Origin of the sequence: Pseudomonas sp. FBF18, assembly GCF_024261405.1 — a bacterium.
GTDB classification, from domain to species: domain Bacteria; phylum Pseudomonadota; class Gammaproteobacteria; order Pseudomonadales; family Pseudomonadaceae; genus Aquipseudomonas; species Aquipseudomonas palmensis.
The window spans coordinates 226,151-244,726 of the sequence record NZ_QKRS01000003.1 but is presented as its reverse complement, the minus strand read 5'-3'; the positions used below and the strand labels follow the sequence as shown (position 1 = coordinate 244,726).

At 66.2% G+C, this 18,576-nt stretch carries 13 protein-coding genes; 3 read left to right on the top strand and 10 right to left on the bottom strand.

What is annotated here, in order from left to right; all coding sequences use genetic code 11:
- The first annotated feature begins 50 nt into the window (after window positions 1–50).
- The 3 genes from DN387_RS07065 (at window position 51) to DN387_RS07055 (ending at window position 6,131) form a co-directional block, all read left to right on the top strand.
- Complete coding sequence (locus DN387_RS07065; protein WP_054915770.1) at window positions 51–1,967, top strand: methyl-accepting chemotaxis protein; 1,917 nt, start codon at window positions 51–53, stop codon at window positions 1,965–1,967.
- 176 nt (window positions 1,968–2,143) lie between these two features.
- Complete coding sequence (locus DN387_RS07060) at window positions 2,144–4,060, top strand: methyl-accepting chemotaxis protein (protein ID WP_054915771.1); 1,917 nt, start codon at window positions 2,144–2,146, stop codon at window positions 4,058–4,060.
- 139 nt (window positions 4,061–4,199) lie between these two features.
- Window positions 4,200–6,131 (top strand): methyl-accepting chemotaxis protein, encoded by a 1,932-nt coding sequence (locus DN387_RS07055; protein WP_123753318.1) that lies wholly within the window; start codon window positions 4,200–4,202, stop codon window positions 6,129–6,131.
- Window positions 6,132–6,216: 85 nt separating this feature from the next.
- Here DN387_RS07055 and DN387_RS07050 read toward each other — a convergent pair whose 3' ends face one another.
- The 10 genes from DN387_RS07050 to DN387_RS07005 form a co-directional block, all read right to left on the bottom strand.
- A complete protein-coding gene (locus DN387_RS07050) occupies window positions 6,217–6,951 on the bottom strand; it encodes an amino acid ABC transporter ATP-binding protein (protein ID WP_043862229.1) in 735 nt (244 codons plus the stop codon).
- Window positions 6,944–7,906, bottom strand: coding sequence for an amino acid ABC transporter permease (locus DN387_RS07045; protein WP_043862170.1), 963 nt, complete (start codon window positions 7,904–7,906; stop codon window positions 6,944–6,946). The genes DN387_RS07050 and DN387_RS07045 overlap by 8 nt, the downstream gene beginning before the upstream one ends.
- A 76-nt stretch (window positions 7,907–7,982) precedes the next feature.
- The gene (locus tag DN387_RS07040) at window positions 7,983–8,783 is read right to left on the bottom strand and encodes a transporter substrate-binding domain-containing protein (protein ID WP_043862230.1); all 801 of its coding nucleotides are present in this window, start codon (window positions 8,781–8,783) and stop codon (window positions 7,983–7,985) included.
- 175 nt (window positions 8,784–8,958) lie between these two features.
- A complete protein-coding gene (gene mdoH, locus DN387_RS07035) occupies window positions 8,959–11,532 on the bottom strand; it encodes a glucans biosynthesis glucosyltransferase MdoH (RefSeq protein WP_054915773.1) in 2,574 nt (857 codons plus the stop codon).
- Window positions 11,525–13,240: a glucan biosynthesis protein G gene (locus tag DN387_RS07030; RefSeq protein ID WP_078479895.1), complete on the bottom strand. Its 1,716-nt coding sequence runs from the start codon at window positions 13,238–13,240 to the stop codon at window positions 11,525–11,527. Before DN387_RS07030 ends, mdoH begins: the two co-directional genes overlap by 8 nt.
- Window positions 13,241–13,502: 262 nt before the next feature.
- Window positions 13,503–13,940, bottom strand: a complete 438-nt coding sequence (gene dtd / locus DN387_RS07025) for a D-aminoacyl-tRNA deacylase (protein WP_054915775.1) — start codon at window positions 13,938–13,940, stop codon at window positions 13,503–13,505.
- Entirely contained in the window at window positions 13,937–14,908 is a 972-nt protein-coding gene (gene pip, locus DN387_RS07020) for a prolyl aminopeptidase (protein ID WP_043862174.1), read from the bottom strand. The genes dtd and pip overlap by 4 nt, the downstream gene beginning before the upstream one ends.
- A 171-nt stretch (window positions 14,909–15,079) precedes the next feature.
- Window positions 15,080–15,883, bottom strand: coding sequence for an N-formylglutamate deformylase (gene hutG / locus DN387_RS07015; protein WP_054915776.1), 804 nt, complete (start codon window positions 15,881–15,883; stop codon window positions 15,080–15,082).
- Complete coding sequence (hutI, locus tag DN387_RS07010; RefSeq protein ID WP_054915777.1) at window positions 15,868–17,100, bottom strand: imidazolonepropionase; 1,233 nt, start codon at window positions 17,098–17,100, stop codon at window positions 15,868–15,870. Before hutI ends, hutG begins: the two co-directional genes overlap by 16 nt.
- 15 nt (window positions 17,101–17,115) lie before the next feature.
- Window positions 17,116–18,510: an amino acid permease gene (locus DN387_RS07005; RefSeq protein ID WP_054915778.1), complete on the bottom strand. Its 1,395-nt coding sequence runs from the start codon at window positions 18,508–18,510 to the stop codon at window positions 17,116–17,118.
- Window positions 18,511–18,576 lie beyond the last annotated feature (66 nt).

Below are 18,576 nucleotides of genomic sequence, written 5' to 3'. Positions count from 1 at the left end.
CTGGCCACAGACCACGCATCCGCCCCGCCTGATCGCAATGGAGTCACCCCATGTACCGTTGGTTCGCCCACCATCTGGGCAATTTTAGCGTCACGCTCAAACTCGGCATCGGCTTCGGCACCGTGTTGCTGCTGACCCTGCTGATCGCACTCACCGGCTGGCAGGGGCTCAACGGTGTCACCCAGCGCGGCGACACCCTGGGCGAGATTTCCAGGATTCACCAGATCACCCAGGACCTGCGCATCGCCCGCCAGACCTATGAGCACAAACGCGATGCCGCCAGCGCCGACGCGGTAGAGAACGCCCTGGTAGAGCTGGATCGCCAGCTCAAGAACGTGGAACAGCACATACCGCCCAGCGAAAACGGCGACCGCCTGCAACGCCAGAACGAGGCGGTTGCCCAGTACCAGCGCGCCTTCGCCGACCTCAAGCAGGCGGCCCAGGCCCGCGAGGCCAGCCGTGCGACCATGAGCAGCAGCGCGGAAAAGACCGCCGCATCGCTGGATCAGGTAGAGCGCGGGCTGCTGCAAGGCGGCGATATCCAGACCTTCAACAGCGCCGTGCAGGCCAAGGCGCTGATGCTGCAGGCCCGCTTCCACGTGCGTGGCTACATCTTCAGCGGGCAGGCCGAACTGCAGCAGACCGCCCTGCAGGCCATCGACCAGGCCCTGAGCGTCATCCGCAGCCTGCCGGCCAAGGTGCCGGCCGAGCATGCCGATGCCCTGGCCGCCGCCACCCAGGCGCTGGCCACCTACCGCAACGCGGTGGAGCAGTTCAGCCAGTCCCAGGCCGCCAATGACGCGGCCCTGCAGCACATGGCCGAACAGGGCACGCTGCTGATCGACCTGAGCCAGCAGATGAGCCGCAGCCTCACCCAGCTGCGCGACGACGAATCGCAGCACGCCCAATCGATGCTGGCCCTGGCCACGGCGCTGGCGCTGTTCTTCGGCATCCTCGCCTCGTGGGCCATCACCCGCCAGATCGTCGTGCCCCTGCGCCACACCCTCGGCGCCGTGGACCGCATCGCCAGCGGCGACCTGCGCCACGACCTGCGCGTGGAGCGCAGCGACGAACTCGGCCAGTTGCAGCACAGCATGCAGCGCATGACCGTGAACCTGCGCCAGCTGATCGGCGGTATCGGCGATGGTGTCACCCAGATCGCCAGCGCCGCCGAGCAGCTCTCGGCCGTCACCGAGCAGACCAGCGCCGGGGTCAACAATCAAAAGGTCGAGACCGACCAGGTGGCCACGGCCATGAACGAGATGGCCGCCACCGTGCAGGAAGTGGCGCGCAACGCCGAAGAGGCCTCGGAGGCGGCGCAGATGGCCGACCAGCAGGCCCGCGAAGGCGACCGCGTGGTGGGCGAGGCCATCGACCAGATCGAGCGCCTGGCCGCCGAGGTGGAACACTCCAGCGAAGCCATGGGTCAGCTCAAGGCCGAAAGCGCCAAGATCGGCAGCGTGCTCGACGTGATCAAGTCGGTGGCCCAGCAGACCAACCTGCTGGCCCTCAACGCCGCCATCGAGGCCGCTCGTGCCGGTGAGGCCGGGCGCGGTTTCGCGGTGGTTGCCGATGAAGTGCGCAGCCTGGCCCAGCGCACACAGCAATCGACCGAAGAGATCGAGGAGCTGATCGCCGGCCTGCAGAACGGCACCCAGCAGGTCGCCACGGTGATGGACAACAGCCGTAGCCTGACCGGTAGCAGCGTCGAGCTGACCCGCCGCGCCGGCACCTCGCTGGAAACCATTACCCGCACCGTGTCCTCGATCCAGGCCATGAACCAGCAGATCGCCGCCGCTGCCGAGCAGCAGAGCGCAGTGGCCGAAGAGATCAACCGCAGCGTGATGACGGTGCGCGATGTGTCCGACCAGACCAGCGCCGCCAGCGAAGAGACCGCCGCCTCCAGCGTCGAGCTGGCGCGCCTGGGCACCCACCTGCAGACCCTGGTCGCCCGCTTCAGCCTGTAACCCCCCGCCCTGCCGGCAGCGGCGTTGATCGCTGCCGGTGTCCGGCCCCCTGTGGCCGCCGAACAAATAGCGAAAAGTCCTACAGCGTTTGCAGGTCCAGACCTTGGCGCTCCAGCCGATGCGTTCGCATTGGCGCACCCACGGGTGCGTCTGAACCTCGTACCTGGAGAGCCACCATGCTTGTGACGATGAATCGGATGCTGGGCAACCTGAGCATTCAACTGAAACTTGCCCTGGGCTTTGCCCTGGTTCTGTTGCTGACGCTGGGCATCGCCCTGATCGGCTGGACCACCCTGGAAGACCTTGCCGACCGCAGCGACAAGCTCACCGACATCGGGGCGGTGAACAAGGAGATCCAGGATGTGCGCAACCAGCGGCTGGTCTACGAGCGCAACCTTGAGCCTGCCGTCGGCCAGCAGATGGACAAGGAGCTGGACGACGTGGCCGAGCGCCTGGCCTACCTGCAGCGGCGCCTCAACGTGCCGGCCAACCTTGCCCGGGTACAACGCCAGGAAAACACCCTCGACCAGTACCGGCGCACCTTCGCCGAGCTGCAGACCACGGTGCAGGCGCGCCAGCAGGCACGCGACGCCCTGGGCAGCAGCGCCGAACGCGCGGTGGCGCTGCTGGCGCCAGTCGGGCAGGCCCTGCGCGAGCGTGCCGACTTCAGCGCCTACGCCAGCCTGGTGACGGTGGACCAGCAGATCCAGCAGGCCCGCTTTCACCTGCGCGGCTACACCTACAGCGGCCGCGCCGAATTCGAGGCACCGGCACTGGCCGCCATCGACCAGGCGGCCAGCCAGCTTGACGCACTGCCCGACAGGCTACCGAGCACCTATCGCGACACCTTGCGTGCCGCCGCGGGGGCACTGGCCGACTACCGCGCCGCCGTGCTCGACTTCAGCGCGGCGCGCAGCGCCAGCGACTCGGCCCTGCAGCACCTGGCACAGCTGGGCGACAGCCTGCTGGCGGTGAGCGACGAGCTGACCCAGTCGCAGACCGAGCTGGTCGACCAGCAGGCCCTGCAGGCACGCTACAACCTGGGCCTGGCGATCGCCGTTGCGCTGCTGCTGGGCATCGCGGCCGCGTGGGTGATCACCCGCCAGATCACCACGCCCCTGCAGCAGACCCTGCGCCTGGTCGAACGGGTGGCCGGCGGCGACCTGAGCCAGACCGTGGTGGCCGAGCGACGCGACGAGCTGGGCGAGCTGCAGCGTGCGATGCAGCGCATGACCGTGAGCCTGCGCGAGCTGGTCGGTGGCATCGGCGAGGGCGTGACCCAGATCGCCAGCGCCGCCGAGCAGCTCTCGGCCGTGACCGAGCAGACCAGCAGCGGGGTCAGCACGCAGAAGGTCGAAACCGACCAGGTGGCCACTGCCATGCATGAAATGGCCGCTACCGTGCAGGATGTGGCGCGCAATGCCGAGCAGGCCAGCGAGGCCGCCACCCTGGCCGACCAGCAGGCCGGCGAAGGCGATCGGGTGGTCAGCGAGGCCATCGACGAGATCGAGCGCCTGGCGGCGGCGGTCGACCACTCCGGCGAAGCCATGGCCCAGCTCAAGGCCGAAAGCGACAAGATCGGCAGCGTGCTCGACGTGATCAAGTCGGTAGCCCAGCAGACCAACCTGCTGGCGCTCAACGCGGCCATCGAGGCCGCCCGCGCCGGCGAGGCCGGGCGCGGCTTCGCCGTGGTCGCCGACGAGGTACGCGGCCTGGCCCGACGCACCCAGCAATCCACCGAAGAGATCGAAGGCCTGATCGCCGGCCTGCACCGCGGCACCTCCGAGGTCGCCGGGATTCTGGACAACAGCCGCGAGCTGACCCTGAGCAGCGTCGAGCTGACCCGGCGCGCCGGCACCTCGCTGGCCACCATCAGCACCACGGTGTCGTCGATCCAGGCGATGAACCAGCAGATTGCGGCCGCGGCCGAACAGCAAAGTGCAGTGGCCGAGGAAATCAACCGCAGCGTGATCAACGTGCGCGACGTGTCCGACCAGACCAGCGCCGCCAGCGAAGAGACCGCGGCCTCCAGCATCGAGCTGGCACGCCTGGGGGTTCAATTGCAGGCGCTGGTCGGGCGCTTCCAGCTCTAGGTGGAATTTTCCGCCTGCAAGATGGGAATTTTCCTACAGCATTTGCAGGTCCAGCTTGGCCTCCAGTGGCCGATGAGCACAGGTAGCTGCGCCCGACCCTATCCAGGCGCTACATCCCTCATTTCACTGGAGAACCGTCATGTTCGCACCTTTGTACCGGATGCTTGGCAACCTGAGCGTCAGGCTCAAGCTGGCCCTGGGATTTGCCAGCGTCCTGCTGCTGACGCTGGCGACCACCCTGGGCGGCTGGCATGCACTGAACGAATCCATTGACAGCTCGCAGCGCCTCACCCAGATTGCCGCGATCAACGACCTGAGCAAGGACCTGCGTGCCGAGCGCATCACCTACCGGGTGCTGGCGGACGACGAGAGCAGGCGCAGGATCAGCGCGACCCTGACCGAACTGGAGCGCCTGCTGCAGAGCATGCTGGGGCAGTTCGACGATGCGGCCGACCGCCAGGTGATCACGGCCAATCAGCAGGTGGTCGGCCAGTTCGTGCGCGACTTCGACACCTTGCAGCAGGCCGTCGGCACGCGCCATACGCACGAAACCGCCCTGCGTGAACAGGAGCAGCGCCTGCTCGACGGCATCGACACGCTGGAGCAGAAGACCCTGCTGGGCGAGCGCCAGGGCAGCGAACGGCAGGCCTCGGAGCAGCGCCTGTTCGCAACGCTTGCACGACACATCGAGACCGCCGGCCAGCAAAGCCGCGCCCCGGCCTATACCTTCAGCCCGCTGAGTGCCTTCGAGCAGGTGGGTGCCAGCGCGCTCGGCGCCGCCCAGGCCAGCCTGGCCGATCTGAGGCGCAACCTGCCGCCCAGCGACCTGCAGGCCACTACCGCCGCGCTCGCCAGCTATGTGCAGTTGCTGGACCGCTACCGCCAGGCCGCCATTGCGGTAGAGCAGCTTCAGGGCGGGCTGGAGACCATGGGCAACCAGCTGCGCGATGCCAGCCGCGTACTGACCCGACACCAGATCCAGCTGCGCGACGAAGAAGCCCTCGAGGCGCGCAGCATGCTCAGCGTCATCGCCTTGCTGGCGCTAGTACTCGGCAGCCTGGCCGCGTGGCTGATCACGCGCCAGATCACCGAACCGCTCAGACGCACACTGCAAGCGGCGCAATGCATCGCCAAGGGCGACCTGCGCAGCGACCTGCGGGTATCACGCCAGGACGAGCTGGGGCAGTTGCAGAACAGCATGCAGCAGATGGCCCTGAGCCTGCGCGAGCTGATCGGTGGCATCGGCCAGGGCACCGGCCAGTTGACCGCTGCGGTGGGCGAGCTATCGAGTGTCGCCGAGCGCACCCAGGTGATGACCGGCAACCAGAAGGACGAGACCGACCAGGTGGCCACCGCGATGAACGAGATGGCCGCCACGGTACTGGAGGTGGCGCGCAACGCCGAGTTCGCCTCGGCGGCAGCCACTGCCGCAGACAGCCAGGCGCGCGAAGGCAACCAGGTGGTCAACGACGCCATCGGGCAGATCGAGCAATTGGCCAGGCAGGTGGAGGAGTCGATCCTGGCCATGCAGCAGCTGGCCCAGGAGAGCGAGCGTATCGGCAGCATCCTGGATGTGATCAAGTCGGTTTCTTCGCAGACCAACCTGCTGGCGCTCAATGCCGCCATCGAGGCTGCGCGGGCGGGCGAGGCCGGGCGTGGTTTTGCGGTGGTGGCCGATGAAGTGCGCGGCCTGGCCCAGCGTACCCAGCAGTCCACCGAGGAGATCGAGGAGCTGATCGGCAACCTGCACAGTGGTACGGCGCAGGTGGTGCACCTGCTCGACAGCAGCCGCGACCTGAGCCGCGACAGCGTCGAACTGAGCCGGCGGGCGGGCGCGGCGCTGGGGCAGATCACCGAGACAGTGTCGAGCATCCAGGGCATGAACCAGCAGATCGCCACGGCCAGTGAAGAGCAGAGCTCGGTGGCCGAGGAGATCAACCGCAATGTGATGACGGTGAGGGATATTGCCGATCAGACGACCACGGCGAGCCAACAGACTGCGGCGTCGAGCGTGGAGCTGGCGCGGCTGGGGGGGCAGTTGCAGACGTTGGTCGGGCGGTTCAGCCTGTAACGGCCCCTTCGCCAGCACGGCTGGCTCCTGCAGGTGCGGCGAAACCCTGCAGGAGCCAGCCTTGCTGGCGAAGGCCACGCTGCGGTTACAGCACCTGGCGCAGGAACGCCTGGGCTCGTGGGTCCTTCGGCGCAGTGAAGAACGCCTCCGGTGGCGAATCTTCCAGCAACTTGCCATGGTCGAAGAACAGCACGCGGTCCGCCACTTCCCGGGCAAAGCCCATTTCGTGGGTCACACAGACCATGGTCATGCCTTCCAGGGCCAGGGTCTTCATCACGTCCAGCACCTCGCCAACCATCTCCGGGTCCAGCGCCGAGGTCGGCTCGTCGAACAGCATCACCTTCGGCTCCATCGCCAGCGCACGGGCAATCGCCACGCGCTGCTGCTGGCCACCAGACAGGCGCGAGGGAAACTCGTTGGCCTTCTGCGCAATGCCCACCTTCTCCAGCAACGCACGCGCCTTGGCCTCACGCTCGGCCTTGCCACGCTTGCGCACCACCTTCTGCGCCAGGCACAGGTTCTCCAGCACGGTCATGTGTGGGAACAGGTTGAAGTGCTGGAACACCATGCCGACTTCACGCCGGTAGGCATTCACGTCGGTCTTCGGGTCGGCCAGTTGCAGGCCGTCGATGGCCACGGTGCCCTCGTCGAACGTTTCCAAGCCGTTGAGGCAGCGCAGGAAGGTCGACTTGCCCGAGCCCGACGGGCCCAGCACCACCAGCACTTCGCCCTTGGCCACGTCGGTACTGACGTGATCCACCGCACGCACCACCTGCCCACGGGTGTCGAAGACTTTTACCAGGTCACGGACTTCAATCACTTTGCGCAAGCCTCCGCTCGAGCCGGCTGGCGAAATGCGACAGCGGCAGGTTGATCAGCAGGTACAGCCCGGCGACGCAGAACCAGATCTCGAACGTGGAGAACGAGGTGGTGATCGCCTCGCGGCCACTCTTGGTCAGTTCGGTGATGGCGATCACCGACACCAGCGAGGTGTCCTTGACCAGGCTGATGAACTGCCCGGCCAGCGGCGGCAGCACGCGCTTGAACGCCTGCGGCAATACCACGTGGCGCATCGACTGGCCGGCGCTCAGGCCCAGCGAACGGGCCGCCTCGCCCTGGCCCCGGGCAATCGACTGCACCCCGGCGCGCACGATCTCGGCGACATAGGCGCCGGTGAACAGCGCCAGTGCCGCCACCCCGGCAAACTCGCGGGACAGGTTGAGCACGGTGCCGATGAAGAAGTAGAAGATGAAGATCTGCACCAGCAGCGGCGTGCCGCGCACCAGCTCGACATACACCGTCGACAGGTCGCGCAGGGTCGGATTGCTGGACAGCCGGCACAGGCCGGCGAACAGGCCGATCACCAACCCCAGCACCCCCGCCGCCACCGAGATCCACAAGGTGGTGAACAGGCCCCAGGCCAGCGGCCCGGCGGCCCACTGGTGGGTCACGCCGATCAGGTCGCCCTCGGCCACGTCGTCGCCACGGTCCATCTGCAGGCTGGCCTGCTCGACGTTCAGCACCTGTTCGGCGCCGCTCTCGTCACGCAAGGTGACACGGGCCATGTCGCCCTTGCGCTCGATCGCCTCGATCACGCCGTTTTCGGCGGCGCGCTGGGCAACTTCGGCCTGATAGGCAAAGTACTGCGGCACGCGGTTCCAGCGCCACTCGTAGGAGATCACCGAGGTTGCGTAATACAGGCTCAGCGCCAGACCGATCAGGACCAGCGCCGTCAGCCCATGCCAGGGCCACTGGGCTTTCTTGTGTTTGATCACGGGGGTACTTCCGTAAAAGCGAACGCGCAGGGCCAGCCTGCGCGTCGGGTTTCGAACCGGGCGTGGGGCCGCGGCCTTATTCCATGTCCTTCAGCCAGGCGGTGTCCTTGAACCACTTGTCGTGGATTCGATCGTAGGTGCCGTCGTGCTTGATCTGGTGCAGGAAGTTGTTGATGAAGTTCAGGCTGTCGTAGTCGCCCTTCTTCAGGCCGAAGGCCAGCGGTTCGAAGGTGAACGGCTCGTCGAGGAACAGCAGCTTGCCGGCGCCGGCCTTGTTCACTGCCACCACGTTGTACGGGGCGTCGTAGACGAAGGCGTCGGCCTTGCCGTTGACCACGTCCATCACCGCTTCCTGCTCGTTGTCGTAGCCGTGGTACTTGGCCTTGCCGATCAGCTTCTTGGCGACCATTTCACCGGTGGTGCCGAGCTTGGAGGTCAGGCGGTACTTCTCGTTGTTCAGGTCCTTGTAGGTCTTGATCTCGCCGGCCAGCTCCTTGCGGATCAGCAGGGTCTGACCGACCACGATGAAGGGTTCGCTGAAGTTGAGCTTGAGGTTGCGCTCCTGGGTCAGGGTCATGCCGCTGCCGATCATGTCGAACTTGTCGGTCATCAGGGCCGGGATGATGCCGTCGTAGGCGGTGGAGACGGTTTCCAGCTTGACGCCCATGGACTTGGCCATGGCCTTGAGGATATCGACTTCGAAGCCGATGATCTCGCCACGCTTGTTGGTCATCTGGAACGGCATGTAGGTAGGGTCCATGCCTACGCGCAAGGTGCCGCGCTTGACCGCGTCATCGATGGCGCCGGCTGCCTGTGCAGCGTTCACCGTCATCAGTGCCGCGACGCCGATCATCAGCATCGACAGATACTTTTTCATCATCACCAGATCCCCCAGCAGGAAAACTTCGAGTTTTATTATCGGGGGGGATGCTAACGCATGGGGGGCGTTGTTGGTATCAGAAAAAGGAGTGAAACATCGCCGGCAAAGCCGGCTCCTACAACGGCACGGATGACCTGTAGGAGCCAGCGTTGCTGGCGAAGGGGCCCGCAGATCAGGTCCCGGCGAGTGCGGCCTGCCCCTCGTGCTGCGGGTGCAGCGGCAACAGCGGCGAGTGCGGGTCGTTGGCAATCGACTCACGCCACACATCCAGCCAGGCGCGGTTGTCTTCGGCCCACACGCGGCTGTGCAGCCGTGCCAGGGCGACCGGGTCGCTGAGCAGCGCCAGGCGCGTGGCGCCATCCAGCGCGGCCGGGCCGACTTCCAGGGCCTTGGCGATGCGCTCGGCGCGGTTGCGCTCGACCACCTCCGCCACGCCATGGCGCGCGGTCGCCAGGGCGCAAGCCAGGGCGTTCTGTTGCGGGTCGACCACGGCCCGCACAAACCCGTCCTTCAGCGCATGCCAGCGGTTTTCGTGGGTGTACTGGTCGGTGGCCAGCAGCTCCTGCGGCGTGGCGTATTCCTCAGGGATCAGGAACAGCTTCTCGTCCTTGGCGCGCAGGCCCAGGTTGGTGCGGCTGGAAATCACCGACACCGGGATCGACAGCATCAGCGAGCCCACGATCGGCACCAGCCACCACAGGAAGCTCGGGTTCAGCCACGCCACCAGCAGCGCCCAGGCCACGCCCAGCAGGGTCTGCGGGCCATGCCGGCGCACCGCTTCGCTCCACGGGGTGGAGTCGTCGTCACGCTGTGGCGAGTTCCAGGTCGCGGCCCAGCCCAGGAACGCGGCCAGCACGAAGCGGGTGTGGAAGATCATGCGTACCGGCGCCAGCAGCATGGAGAACAGCATCTCCAGCAGCATCGACAGGGTGACCTTGATGCGCCCGCCGAACTCCTTGGCGCCCTTGGCCCAGATCAGGATGATGCTCAGCAGCTTGGGCAGGAACAGCAGCACGATGGTGGTGGAGAACAGCGCGATGGCTTTTTCCGGGTGCCACTGCGGCCACAGCGGGTAGAGCTGACGCGGCTCGAGGAAGTACTGCGGCTCCATCAGGGTGTTGGTCGCCAGCAGCGCGGTCGACAGCACCAGGAAGAAGAACCACAGCGGCGCCGACAGGTACGACATCACCCCGGTGAGGAACACCGCACGGTGCACCGGGTGCATGCCCTTGACCAGGAACAGGCGGAAGTTCATCAGGTTGCCGTGGCACCAGCGCCGATCGCGCTTGAGCTCGTCGAGCAGGTTGGGCGGCAACTCTTCATAGCTGCCCGGCAGGTCATAGGCGATCCACACGCCCCAGCCGGCACGGCGCATCAGTGCGGCTTCGACGAAGTCGTGGGACAGGATCGCACCGGCGAAGGCGCCCTTGCCCGGCAACGGCGCCAGGGCGCAGTGCTCGATGAAGGGTTTCATGCGGATGATCGCGTTGTGGCCCCAGTAGTGCGACTCGCCCAGCTGCCAGAAGTGCAGGCCGGCGGTGAACAGCGGGCCGTACACCCGGGTGGCGAACTGCTGCATGCGCGCATACAGGGTATCCATGCCCGACGCCTTGGGCGCGGTCTGGATGATCCCGGCGTCGGGGTTGGCTTCCATCAGCCGCACCAGGCTGGTGAGGCATTCGCCGCTCATCACGCTGTCGGCGTCGAGTACCACCATGTAGCGGTAGTCCGCGCCCCAGCGACGGCAGAAGTCGTCGAGGTTGCCGCTCTTGCGTTTGACCCGGCGACGACGGCGACGGTAGAAGATGCGCCCGAAGCCCTTGGCCTCGCGGCATACGTCCAGCCAGGCCTGCTGTTCGGCCACGGCGATGTCGGTGTCGTTGGTGTCGCTGAGCACGAAGAAGTCGAAGCGGTCCAGGTTGCCCGTGGCCGCCACCGACTCGAAGGTCGCACGCAGGCCGGCGAACACCCGGGCCACGTCTTCGTTGCAGATCGGCATCACCAGTGCGGTGCGCGCCCCGGCCTCGATCGGTTCGTTGCCGGCGCTGCTGCCCGAAATCCGGTACTTGTCACGCCCGGTGAGCAGTTCCAGAAAGCCCATCAGCGCGGTCCAGAAACCGGCCGACACCCAGCAGAACAGAATGCCGAACAGGATCAGGATGCTGGTCTGCAGCGCATATGGCCACACCTGGGTGACGGTCTGCATGAACGACTGGTGCATGATTTCGTCGAGGTCGACGAACGACCAGCCCTGGTACGGCAGGATGCCCTTCATGTACCAGCCGGCGACCACGGTCTGGCCGAGCATCAACGCCAGCAGGATGTAGCGGCGCATCGAACCCACCCAGCGCCAGCGCGCCTTGGGCAGCTCGCGCTGTTCAGGCGCCGGCGCGTTGGTACGTCCGGTGACCCGGCGCCAGGCGCGCACCAGGATGTTGGTGCGCCATGGCTCGGGGATCACCCGGGTGCGGTGGATCGGCGGGGTGGCCTTCAGGCACACCCGGCCACTGGCGTCGAGGGCGAGCATCTCGGCCTCTTCCAGTTCCGCGGCGCTGTCCAGGGTCAGGCGGCTGCCCACCGAACCCTGTACCGAACCGTTTTCACCCACCGGCGGCTGCGCCGACAGGCGTCGGTGCAGCTCGCTGAACGAATTGCAGCTGGCCAGTTCGGCGCGCTGCTCGTCGCTCAGGGGCAGATGGGCCAGGTACTCGCCAAGCGATTCCGGCCTTTGTGAAGAGTTACTCATCGGCAGGCAACTGATAGCTCCAGGTCTCGGTCAACACCTGTTCGGTGGTGGCCGGTGTCCCGGTGGTGGTCGCCGCATCGGCGGCTGGCGGCTGGGCAGGTTTTTCCTGCTTGGCGTGCTTGGCAGCGGCCTTGTCCTGCTTGGCAGGCTTGGCCGGCTTGGGCTGTTCGACCGGCACGTCGCGCAGCAGCGCGGCGCGCATTTCGGTGGCCTTGCTCGGGTCTTTGACCTTCAGGCGCAGGGTCAGGCGCCAGCCCTTGATCTCGGGGTTGTAGCGCAGGTTGTTCTCGACCACTTCGGCGTTGTCGTCGGTGGTCACCTGGCTGCGCACGTTCGCATCTTCCGGCAGGGCGGCCAGCACCGGGCCCTCGAAGTCGACCAGGAAGGCGATGCTGCCATCGGGCTGGCGGATCAGGTTGGACTGCTTGACGTCACCGGTGGAGCGCAGGGTCTGCTTGACCCAGCCCAGGTTCGGCGAGTGGAACTCGGACTCGTCGATGGTCCAGTGCAGGCGGTAGTTGAACTCGGATGCCACACCGGGCTCAGGCAGTTTTTCCGGGCTCCAGAAGGCCACGATGTTGTCGTTGGTCTCGTCGGCGGTCGGGATCTCGACCAGGTCGACGGTGCCCTTGCCCCAGTCGCCGCTCGGCTCGATCCAGGCGCTCGGGCGCTTCTGGTAGTTGTCGTCGAGGTCTTCGAACTGGCTGAACTCGCGCTGGCGCTGCAGCAGGCCGAACCCACGCGGGTTCTCGACGCTGAAGTTGCTCACGGCCAGGTGCTTGGGGTTGTTGAGCGGGCGCCACAGCCATTCGCCGTTGGCCGCATGGATCGACAGGCCTTCGGAGTCGTGCAGCGCAGGGCGGTAGTTGGGCACCTTGGACGGCTGGTTGCCGCCGAACAGGAACATGCTGGTCAGCGGGGCGATGCCCAGGCGGCTGACGTGGTCACGCAGGTACACCCTGGACTTGACGTCGACGATGGTGTCGGTGCCCGGGCGCAGGGTCAGCTTGTAGGCGCCGGTGGAGCGCGGCGAATCGAGCAGCGCGTAGATCACCAGGTGCTTGTCGGTCGGCTTGGGCTTCTCGACCCAGAACTCGGTGAAGCGCGGGAACTCCTCGCCCGACGGCAGCGCGGTGTCGATGGCCAGGCCACGGGCCGACAGGCCATACACATGGCCCTTGCCGACCACGCGGAAATAGCTGGCGCCAAGCAGGGTCATGATTTCATCCTGCTTGTCGGCCTTGTTGATCGGGTACAGCACGCGAAAGCCGGCGTAGCCGAGCTTGTCGGTGGCCTTGGGGTCGAACTGCACGTCGCCGAAGTCGAAGCGGCTCGGGTCGTACTTGATCTCCTGCACCTTGTTGGCGGTGACTTCGTTGATGCGCACCGGCGTGTCGAAGTGCATGCCCTGGTGGTAGAACGACAGCTTGAACGGGGTCTTGTCCTGGGCCCACTCGGCCTTGTCCTGCAGGAAGCGGATCTTCTGGTAGTCGCCATACTTCATGTCACGGAACACGGCCGGCAGGTTGCTCTTGGGTGCTTCGTACTTCTGCCCGGCCAGGTCTTTGGCCTTGGCTGCCACGTCGTCGAGGTTGAACGCCCAGAGCTGGCCCGCGCTGAGCAGGCAGACCAGTGCAGAGGCTGCCACGAAGGCCTTGCGCAGCCGATTGGCGGAAGTTCTTGGTGCATTACAGGGACTTACAATCACGAGCAACCCTCGCCGAAAACAGATCAAAGAACCAACGGCCAGCGACGTATGCCGGGTTGGCGAGCACTGTTCGGACTCCGAAAGGGCACAATGATTCCCCAAACGGTTCCGGACGATGCTCAAGTCAGAGTAAAACGGGCCTGCGAACGCAGGCCCACATTTCGCGCGATTATCCAGCAGGCCGCGTTACAACGCATCAGGGCCAAGCAACTATTTATGCTGAAAAGCCGCTGTTTTCATGCAAGCAGCGGCCTTTTCACCTTCATACTTGTAGCATAAATGTCACAGGGCCATCATTGACCAGGTGAACCTGCATGTCCGCACCGAAACGCCCGCTCGCCACCGTGGGGTACTTGAGCCTCGCCTGGGCCAGCAGGTAATCGAACAGTTCGGCACCGAGTGCCGGTGGCGCGGCGGTGGAAAAGCTCGGGCGCAGGCCGCTCTGGGTGTCGGCAGCCAGGGTGAACTGCGATACCAGCAGCAGGCCGCCGTCGATGTCCTTGAGCGACAGGTTCATCTTGCCCTGGGGGTCGCTGAACACCCGGTAGTTGAGCAGCTTGTGCAGCAGCTTGTCGGCGTGGGCCGGGGTGTCGCCGGGCTCGACGGCGACCAGCACCAGCAGGCCCTGGTCGATGGACCCGACGATCTCGCCGTCGACCTCTACCCGCGCGCCACGCGCGCGTTGCAGCAGGCCCTTCACGCTTCTTCCAGCGGCAGGTCGAGCAGGCGCCGGGCCATCTGGTCGGCGGCGCGCACTAGCGCATCGGTGATGCCGGGCTCGGAGGCGGCGTGACCGGCGTCGCGAATCACTTTCAGCTCGCTGTTGGGCCAGGCCTGGTGCAGCGCCCAGGCGTTGTCCAGCGGGCAGATCACGTCATAGCGACCGTGCACGATCACCGCCGGCAGGTGGGCGATACGCGGCATGTCGCGGATCAGCTGGTCGGGCTCCAGGAACGCGTTGTTCATGAAGTAGTGGCATTCGATGCGGGCAATCGACAGGGCGCGTTGCGGCTCGGAGAAGCGGTCGACCACCAGCGGGTTGGGACGCAGCGTCGCGGTGCGGCCCTCCCAGGTGGACCAGGCCTTGGCCGCATGCATCTGGGCGATCTGGTCGTTGCCGGTAAGGCGCTTGTGGAAGGCCTTGACCAGGTCGTCGCGCTCGTCGGCGGGGATCGGCGCGATGTAATCCTGCCAGTAGTCGGGGAACAGTCGGCTGGCACCCGCCTGGTAGAACCATTCGATTTCCTGCGGGCGGCACAGGAAGATGCCGCGCAGGATCAGCCCCTGCACGCGCTCGGGGTGAGTCTGGGCGTAGGCCAGGGCCAGGGTCGAGCCCCAGGAACCGCCGAACAGCACCCATTTTTCGATGTTCAGGTGCTCGCGGATACGCTCGATGTCTTCGATCAGGGCCTGGGTGGTGTTGTTCTCCAGGCTCGCGTGCGGGGTGGAGCGACCGCAGCCGCGCTGGTCGAAGGTGACGATGCGGTACAGGTTGGGGTCGAAATAGCAGCGGCTTTGCGCATCGCAGCCGGCGCCCGGGCCGCCATGAATGAACAGCACGGGCAGACCTTCCGGGGAACCGCTTTCATCGACGTACAGTACATGCGGTGCTTCCACGGCCAGATCGTGCCGGGCGTAGGGTTTGATCTGCGGGTACAAGGTCTGCATTACGCACTCCGTGTGGGGAAATAGGCTGCCGTTGGGCATCATAAACCCGAAATGCGCTTTGAGCATGTACCTGTGTTCGGCTTTCGGGCCCCTTCGCCGGCAAGGCCGGCTCCTACCGGTTCGCAACCGTCTGCAGGAGCCGGCCTTGCCGGCGAAGGCAGCGCCGCGGTCCTATGCCGGGTAACGCTCGCGCCCCCACCCCAGCATCGCCACCAGCATCTGCTCCAGCACCCGCTGGGTCGGCTGCGCCAGATCGTCGCGGTAGGTGAACGGCGCCACCTCCTCCATGTAGTTGCACTGCGCCAGTTCCATCTGCACCGCATGCACGTTGTTGGCCGGGGCGCCATAGTGACGGGTGATGTGCCCGCCCTTGAAGCGCCCGTTGAGCACATGGCTGTAGCCCTGCGCGCCGGCCGCCACCGCCCTGACCCGCTCGGCAAGCGCCGCGTCGCAGCTCGCGCCATTGAAGGTGCCGATGTTGAAGTCCGGCAACGTGCCGTCGAACAGGTGAGGGATCACCGAGCGGATCGAGTGTGCATCCCACAGCAACGCGTAGCCGAACTGCTCGCGCAGGCGCGCCAGCTCGCCGGTGAGGGTGTCGTGATACGGCCGCCAGATGGCCTCCAGGTAGCCCGCCCGTTCGGCCGCACTCGGCTCCAGCCCCGCCTTGAACAGCGGCTGCCCTTCGAACAGCGTGGCCGGAAACAGCCCGGTGGTGGCGCCGGCATACAGCGGCTGGTCATCCTCGGGCCGGTTCAGGTCGATGACGAAGCGCGAATACTCGCCCACCACCACGCTGGCGCCCAGCTCACGGGCAAAGGCGTACAGGCGGGGAATGTGCCAGTCGGTGTCCGGCAGGCCCCTGGCCTCGTCCACCAGCCCGGCCTCGACCGCCGGGGTCAGCCTGAGCCCGGCATGGGGAATGCTGACCAGCAGCGGCAGCGTACCCTGGTGAAAACTCACGACCTTGTCCATGCAGCCTCCCCTTTATCGGTCAGTTCAACGCCGTGGCGCACCACCCGCTTGTGCAGGTCGCCGCCCAGCCAGTAGGCCAGGTCTGCCGGCCGTTCGATGTCCCAGGCCACGAAGTCGGCCACCTTGCCGACCTCCAGCGAGCCATGGCTGTCGCCCAGCCCCAACGCCGTGGCGGCATGCACGGTGACACCGGCCAGGGCTTCTTCGGGGGTCATGCGAAACAGGGTGCAGGCCATGTTCAGCATCAGGCGCAGCGACAAGGCCGGCGAGGTGCCGGGGTTGAGGTCGCTGGCAATCGCGATCTTCACGCCGTGCCTGCGCAGCGCGTCCATCGGCGGCAGCTGGGTTTCGCGCAAGAAGTAGAAAGCCCCCGGCAGCAGCACCGCCACCGTACCGGCCTGGGCCATGGCGATGGCATCGGCCTCGTCCATGAACTCCAGGTGATCGGCCGACAGTGCCTGGTAGCGCGCCGCCAGGCTCGAACCGTGCAGCGACGACAGCTGCTCGGCATGCAGCTTGACCGGCAGGCCCAGCTCGCGGGCCTTGAGAAACACCCGCTCGACCTGCGCCGGCGAAAACGCCAGGTATTCGCAGAACGCATCCACCGCGTCCACCAGCCCTTCGCCAGCCAGCGCCGGAAGCATCTGCTCGCAGATGTGAGTGATGTAGTCGTCGGCGCGCTCGGCGTACTCGGGCGGCAAGGCATGCGCCGCCAGGCAGGTGCTGCGCACGGTCAGCGGCAGCGTTTCGCCGAGCCGGCGCGCCACCTTGAGCATCTTGCGCTCGTTGTCCAGGTCCAGGCCGTAGCCGGACTTGATCTCCAGGGTGGTCACACCATCACGCATCAGGGCCTGCACCCGGCGCAGGGCGCTGGCATACAGCTCGTCTTCGCTGGCGGCGCGGGTGGCGCGCACGGTGCTGGCGATGCCACCCCCCTGGGCGGCGATCTCGGCGTAGCTCACGCCCTGCAGGCGCTGTTCGAACTCGCCGCTGCGGTTGCCGCCGAACACCGCGTGGGTGTGGCAGTCGATCAGCCCGGGGGTGACCCAGGCGCCGCCCAGGTCGACCGTGCTGTCAGGCACAGGGTCTGCCAGCGCCTGGCGCGGGCCGATCCATTCGATGCGCCCGGCGCAGGTGACAATGGCCGCGTCCTCGATGATCGAGTAGGCGCCGTGCGCCATGCTTGCCACATGGCAGTGCTGCCAGAGGGTTTTCATGCACAGTCTCCGTAACTATTGAGGCGTCGACACCGGCTGCGTTACCGTGCCACGCGGCTTGCACCACAGCCAGTAGGCGGCCACCAGGAACACCACCCACACCACGCCGACGATCAACGCCGCCTGGGTGTCGGGGAAGTAGCCCAGCACGCCGAACACGAACAGCATGAAGGCAATGGCTGCGGCCGGCCCATACGGCCAGAACGGTACCGGGAACTTCAGTTGCGCGATCTCTTCGCGGCTCATGCTGCGGCGCATGGCCACCTGGGTCACCAGGATCATCAGCCACACCCATACCGTAGCAAAGGTGGCAATGGAGGCGATCAGCAGGAACACGTTTTCCGGAATCAGGTAGTTGAGCACCACGCCACCGAGCAGCGCAGCGCCCATCACCAGCACGGTCATCCACGGCACGCCGTGGCGCGAGATCTTCGAGAAGCCCTTGGGCGCGTGGCCCTGCTCGGCCAGGCCGTACATCATGCGCCCGGCACCGAAGATATCGCTGTTGATGGCCGACACCGCCGCCGAGATCACCACGATGTTGAGCACCGTGGCCGCCGAACCGATCCCCAGGTTGCTGAAGATCTGCACGAACGGGCTGCCCTGGCTGCCGATCTGCGGCCAGGGGTACAGGCACATCAGCACGAACAGGGTGAGCACATAGAACAGCAGGATGCGCAGCGGCACGGCGTTGATCGCCTTGGGGATCACGCGCTGCGGGTCCTTGGCTTCACCGGCGGTGATACCGATGATCTCGATGCCGCCGAAGGCGAACATCACCACCGCGAACGAGGCGATCAGGCCGCCGACACCGTTGGGCATGAAACCGCCGTGATCGAACAGGTTGCCGATGCCCACCGTGTTGCCCGCCTCGGCATTGGCCAGGCCGAAGGCCATGATGCCGAAACCGGCCAGGATCATCGCCACGATCGCGCCGACCTTGAGCAGCGACAGCCAGAACTCCATCTCGCCGAACACCTTGACGTTGCACAGGTTGAGCCCGCCGATCAGGAACACGATGCCCAGCACCCACACCCAGCGCGCCACCTCGGGAAACCAGAAGCCCATGTAGATGCCGAAGGCCGTGACGTCGGCCAGGCACACGATGATCATTTCAAAGGCGTAGGTCCAGCCCAGCACGAAGCCGGCCATGGGCCCCAGGTAGGTGCTGGCGTATTTGCCGAACGAGCCGGACACCGGGTTGTGCACGGCCATTTCACCCAGTGCACGCATCACCATGAACACCGCCGCGCCGCCGATCAGGTAGGCCAGCAACACCGCCGGGCCGGCCATCTGGATGGCCGCGGCCGAACCGTAGAACAGCCCGGTGCCGATGGCCGAGCCCAGTGCCATGAATCGAATGTGCCGGGCCGTAAGCCCGCGCTTGAGACCTTGTGCTTGAGATTGCATTTCGCGTTCCTGTTTTTTTTGTAGGCGAAAAGCAGCGCGAACCCGCCAGGGTTCGCGCGGCAGACG

What these genes read in the sequence shown, in the direction of transcription:
- DN387_RS07065 (WP_054915770.1), top strand. Translation starts at nt 51, where the DNA reads ATGTACCGTTGGTTCGCCCACCATCTGGGCAATTTTAGCGTCACGCTC.
- DN387_RS07060 (WP_054915771.1), top strand. Translation starts at nt 2,144, where the DNA reads ATGCTTGTGACGATGAATCGGATGCTGGGCAACCTGAGCATTCAACTG.
- DN387_RS07055 (WP_123753318.1), top strand. Translation starts at nt 4,200, where the DNA reads ATGTTCGCACCTTTGTACCGGATGCTTGGCAACCTGAGCGTCAGGCTC.
- DN387_RS07040 (WP_043862230.1), bottom strand. Translation starts at nt 8,783, where the DNA reads ATGAAAAAGTATCTGTCGATGCTGATGATCGGCGTCGCGGCACTGATG.
- mdoH (WP_054915773.1), bottom strand. Translation starts at nt 11,532, where the DNA reads ATGAGTAACTCTTCACAAAGGCCGGAATCGCTTGGCGAGTACCTGGCC.
- pip (WP_043862174.1), bottom strand. Translation starts at nt 14,908, where the DNA reads ATGCAGACCTTGTACCCGCAGATCAAACCCTACGCCCGGCACGATCTG.
- hutG (WP_054915776.1), bottom strand. Translation starts at nt 15,883, where the DNA reads ATGGACAAGGTCGTGAGTTTTCACCAGGGTACGCTGCCGCTGCTGGTC.
- hutI (WP_054915777.1), bottom strand. Translation starts at nt 17,100, where the DNA reads ATGAAAACCCTCTGGCAGCACTGCCATGTGGCAAGCATGGCGCACGGC.
- DN387_RS07005 (WP_054915778.1), bottom strand. Translation starts at nt 18,510, where the DNA reads ATGCAATCTCAAGCACAAGGTCTCAAGCGCGGGCTTACGGCCCGGCAC.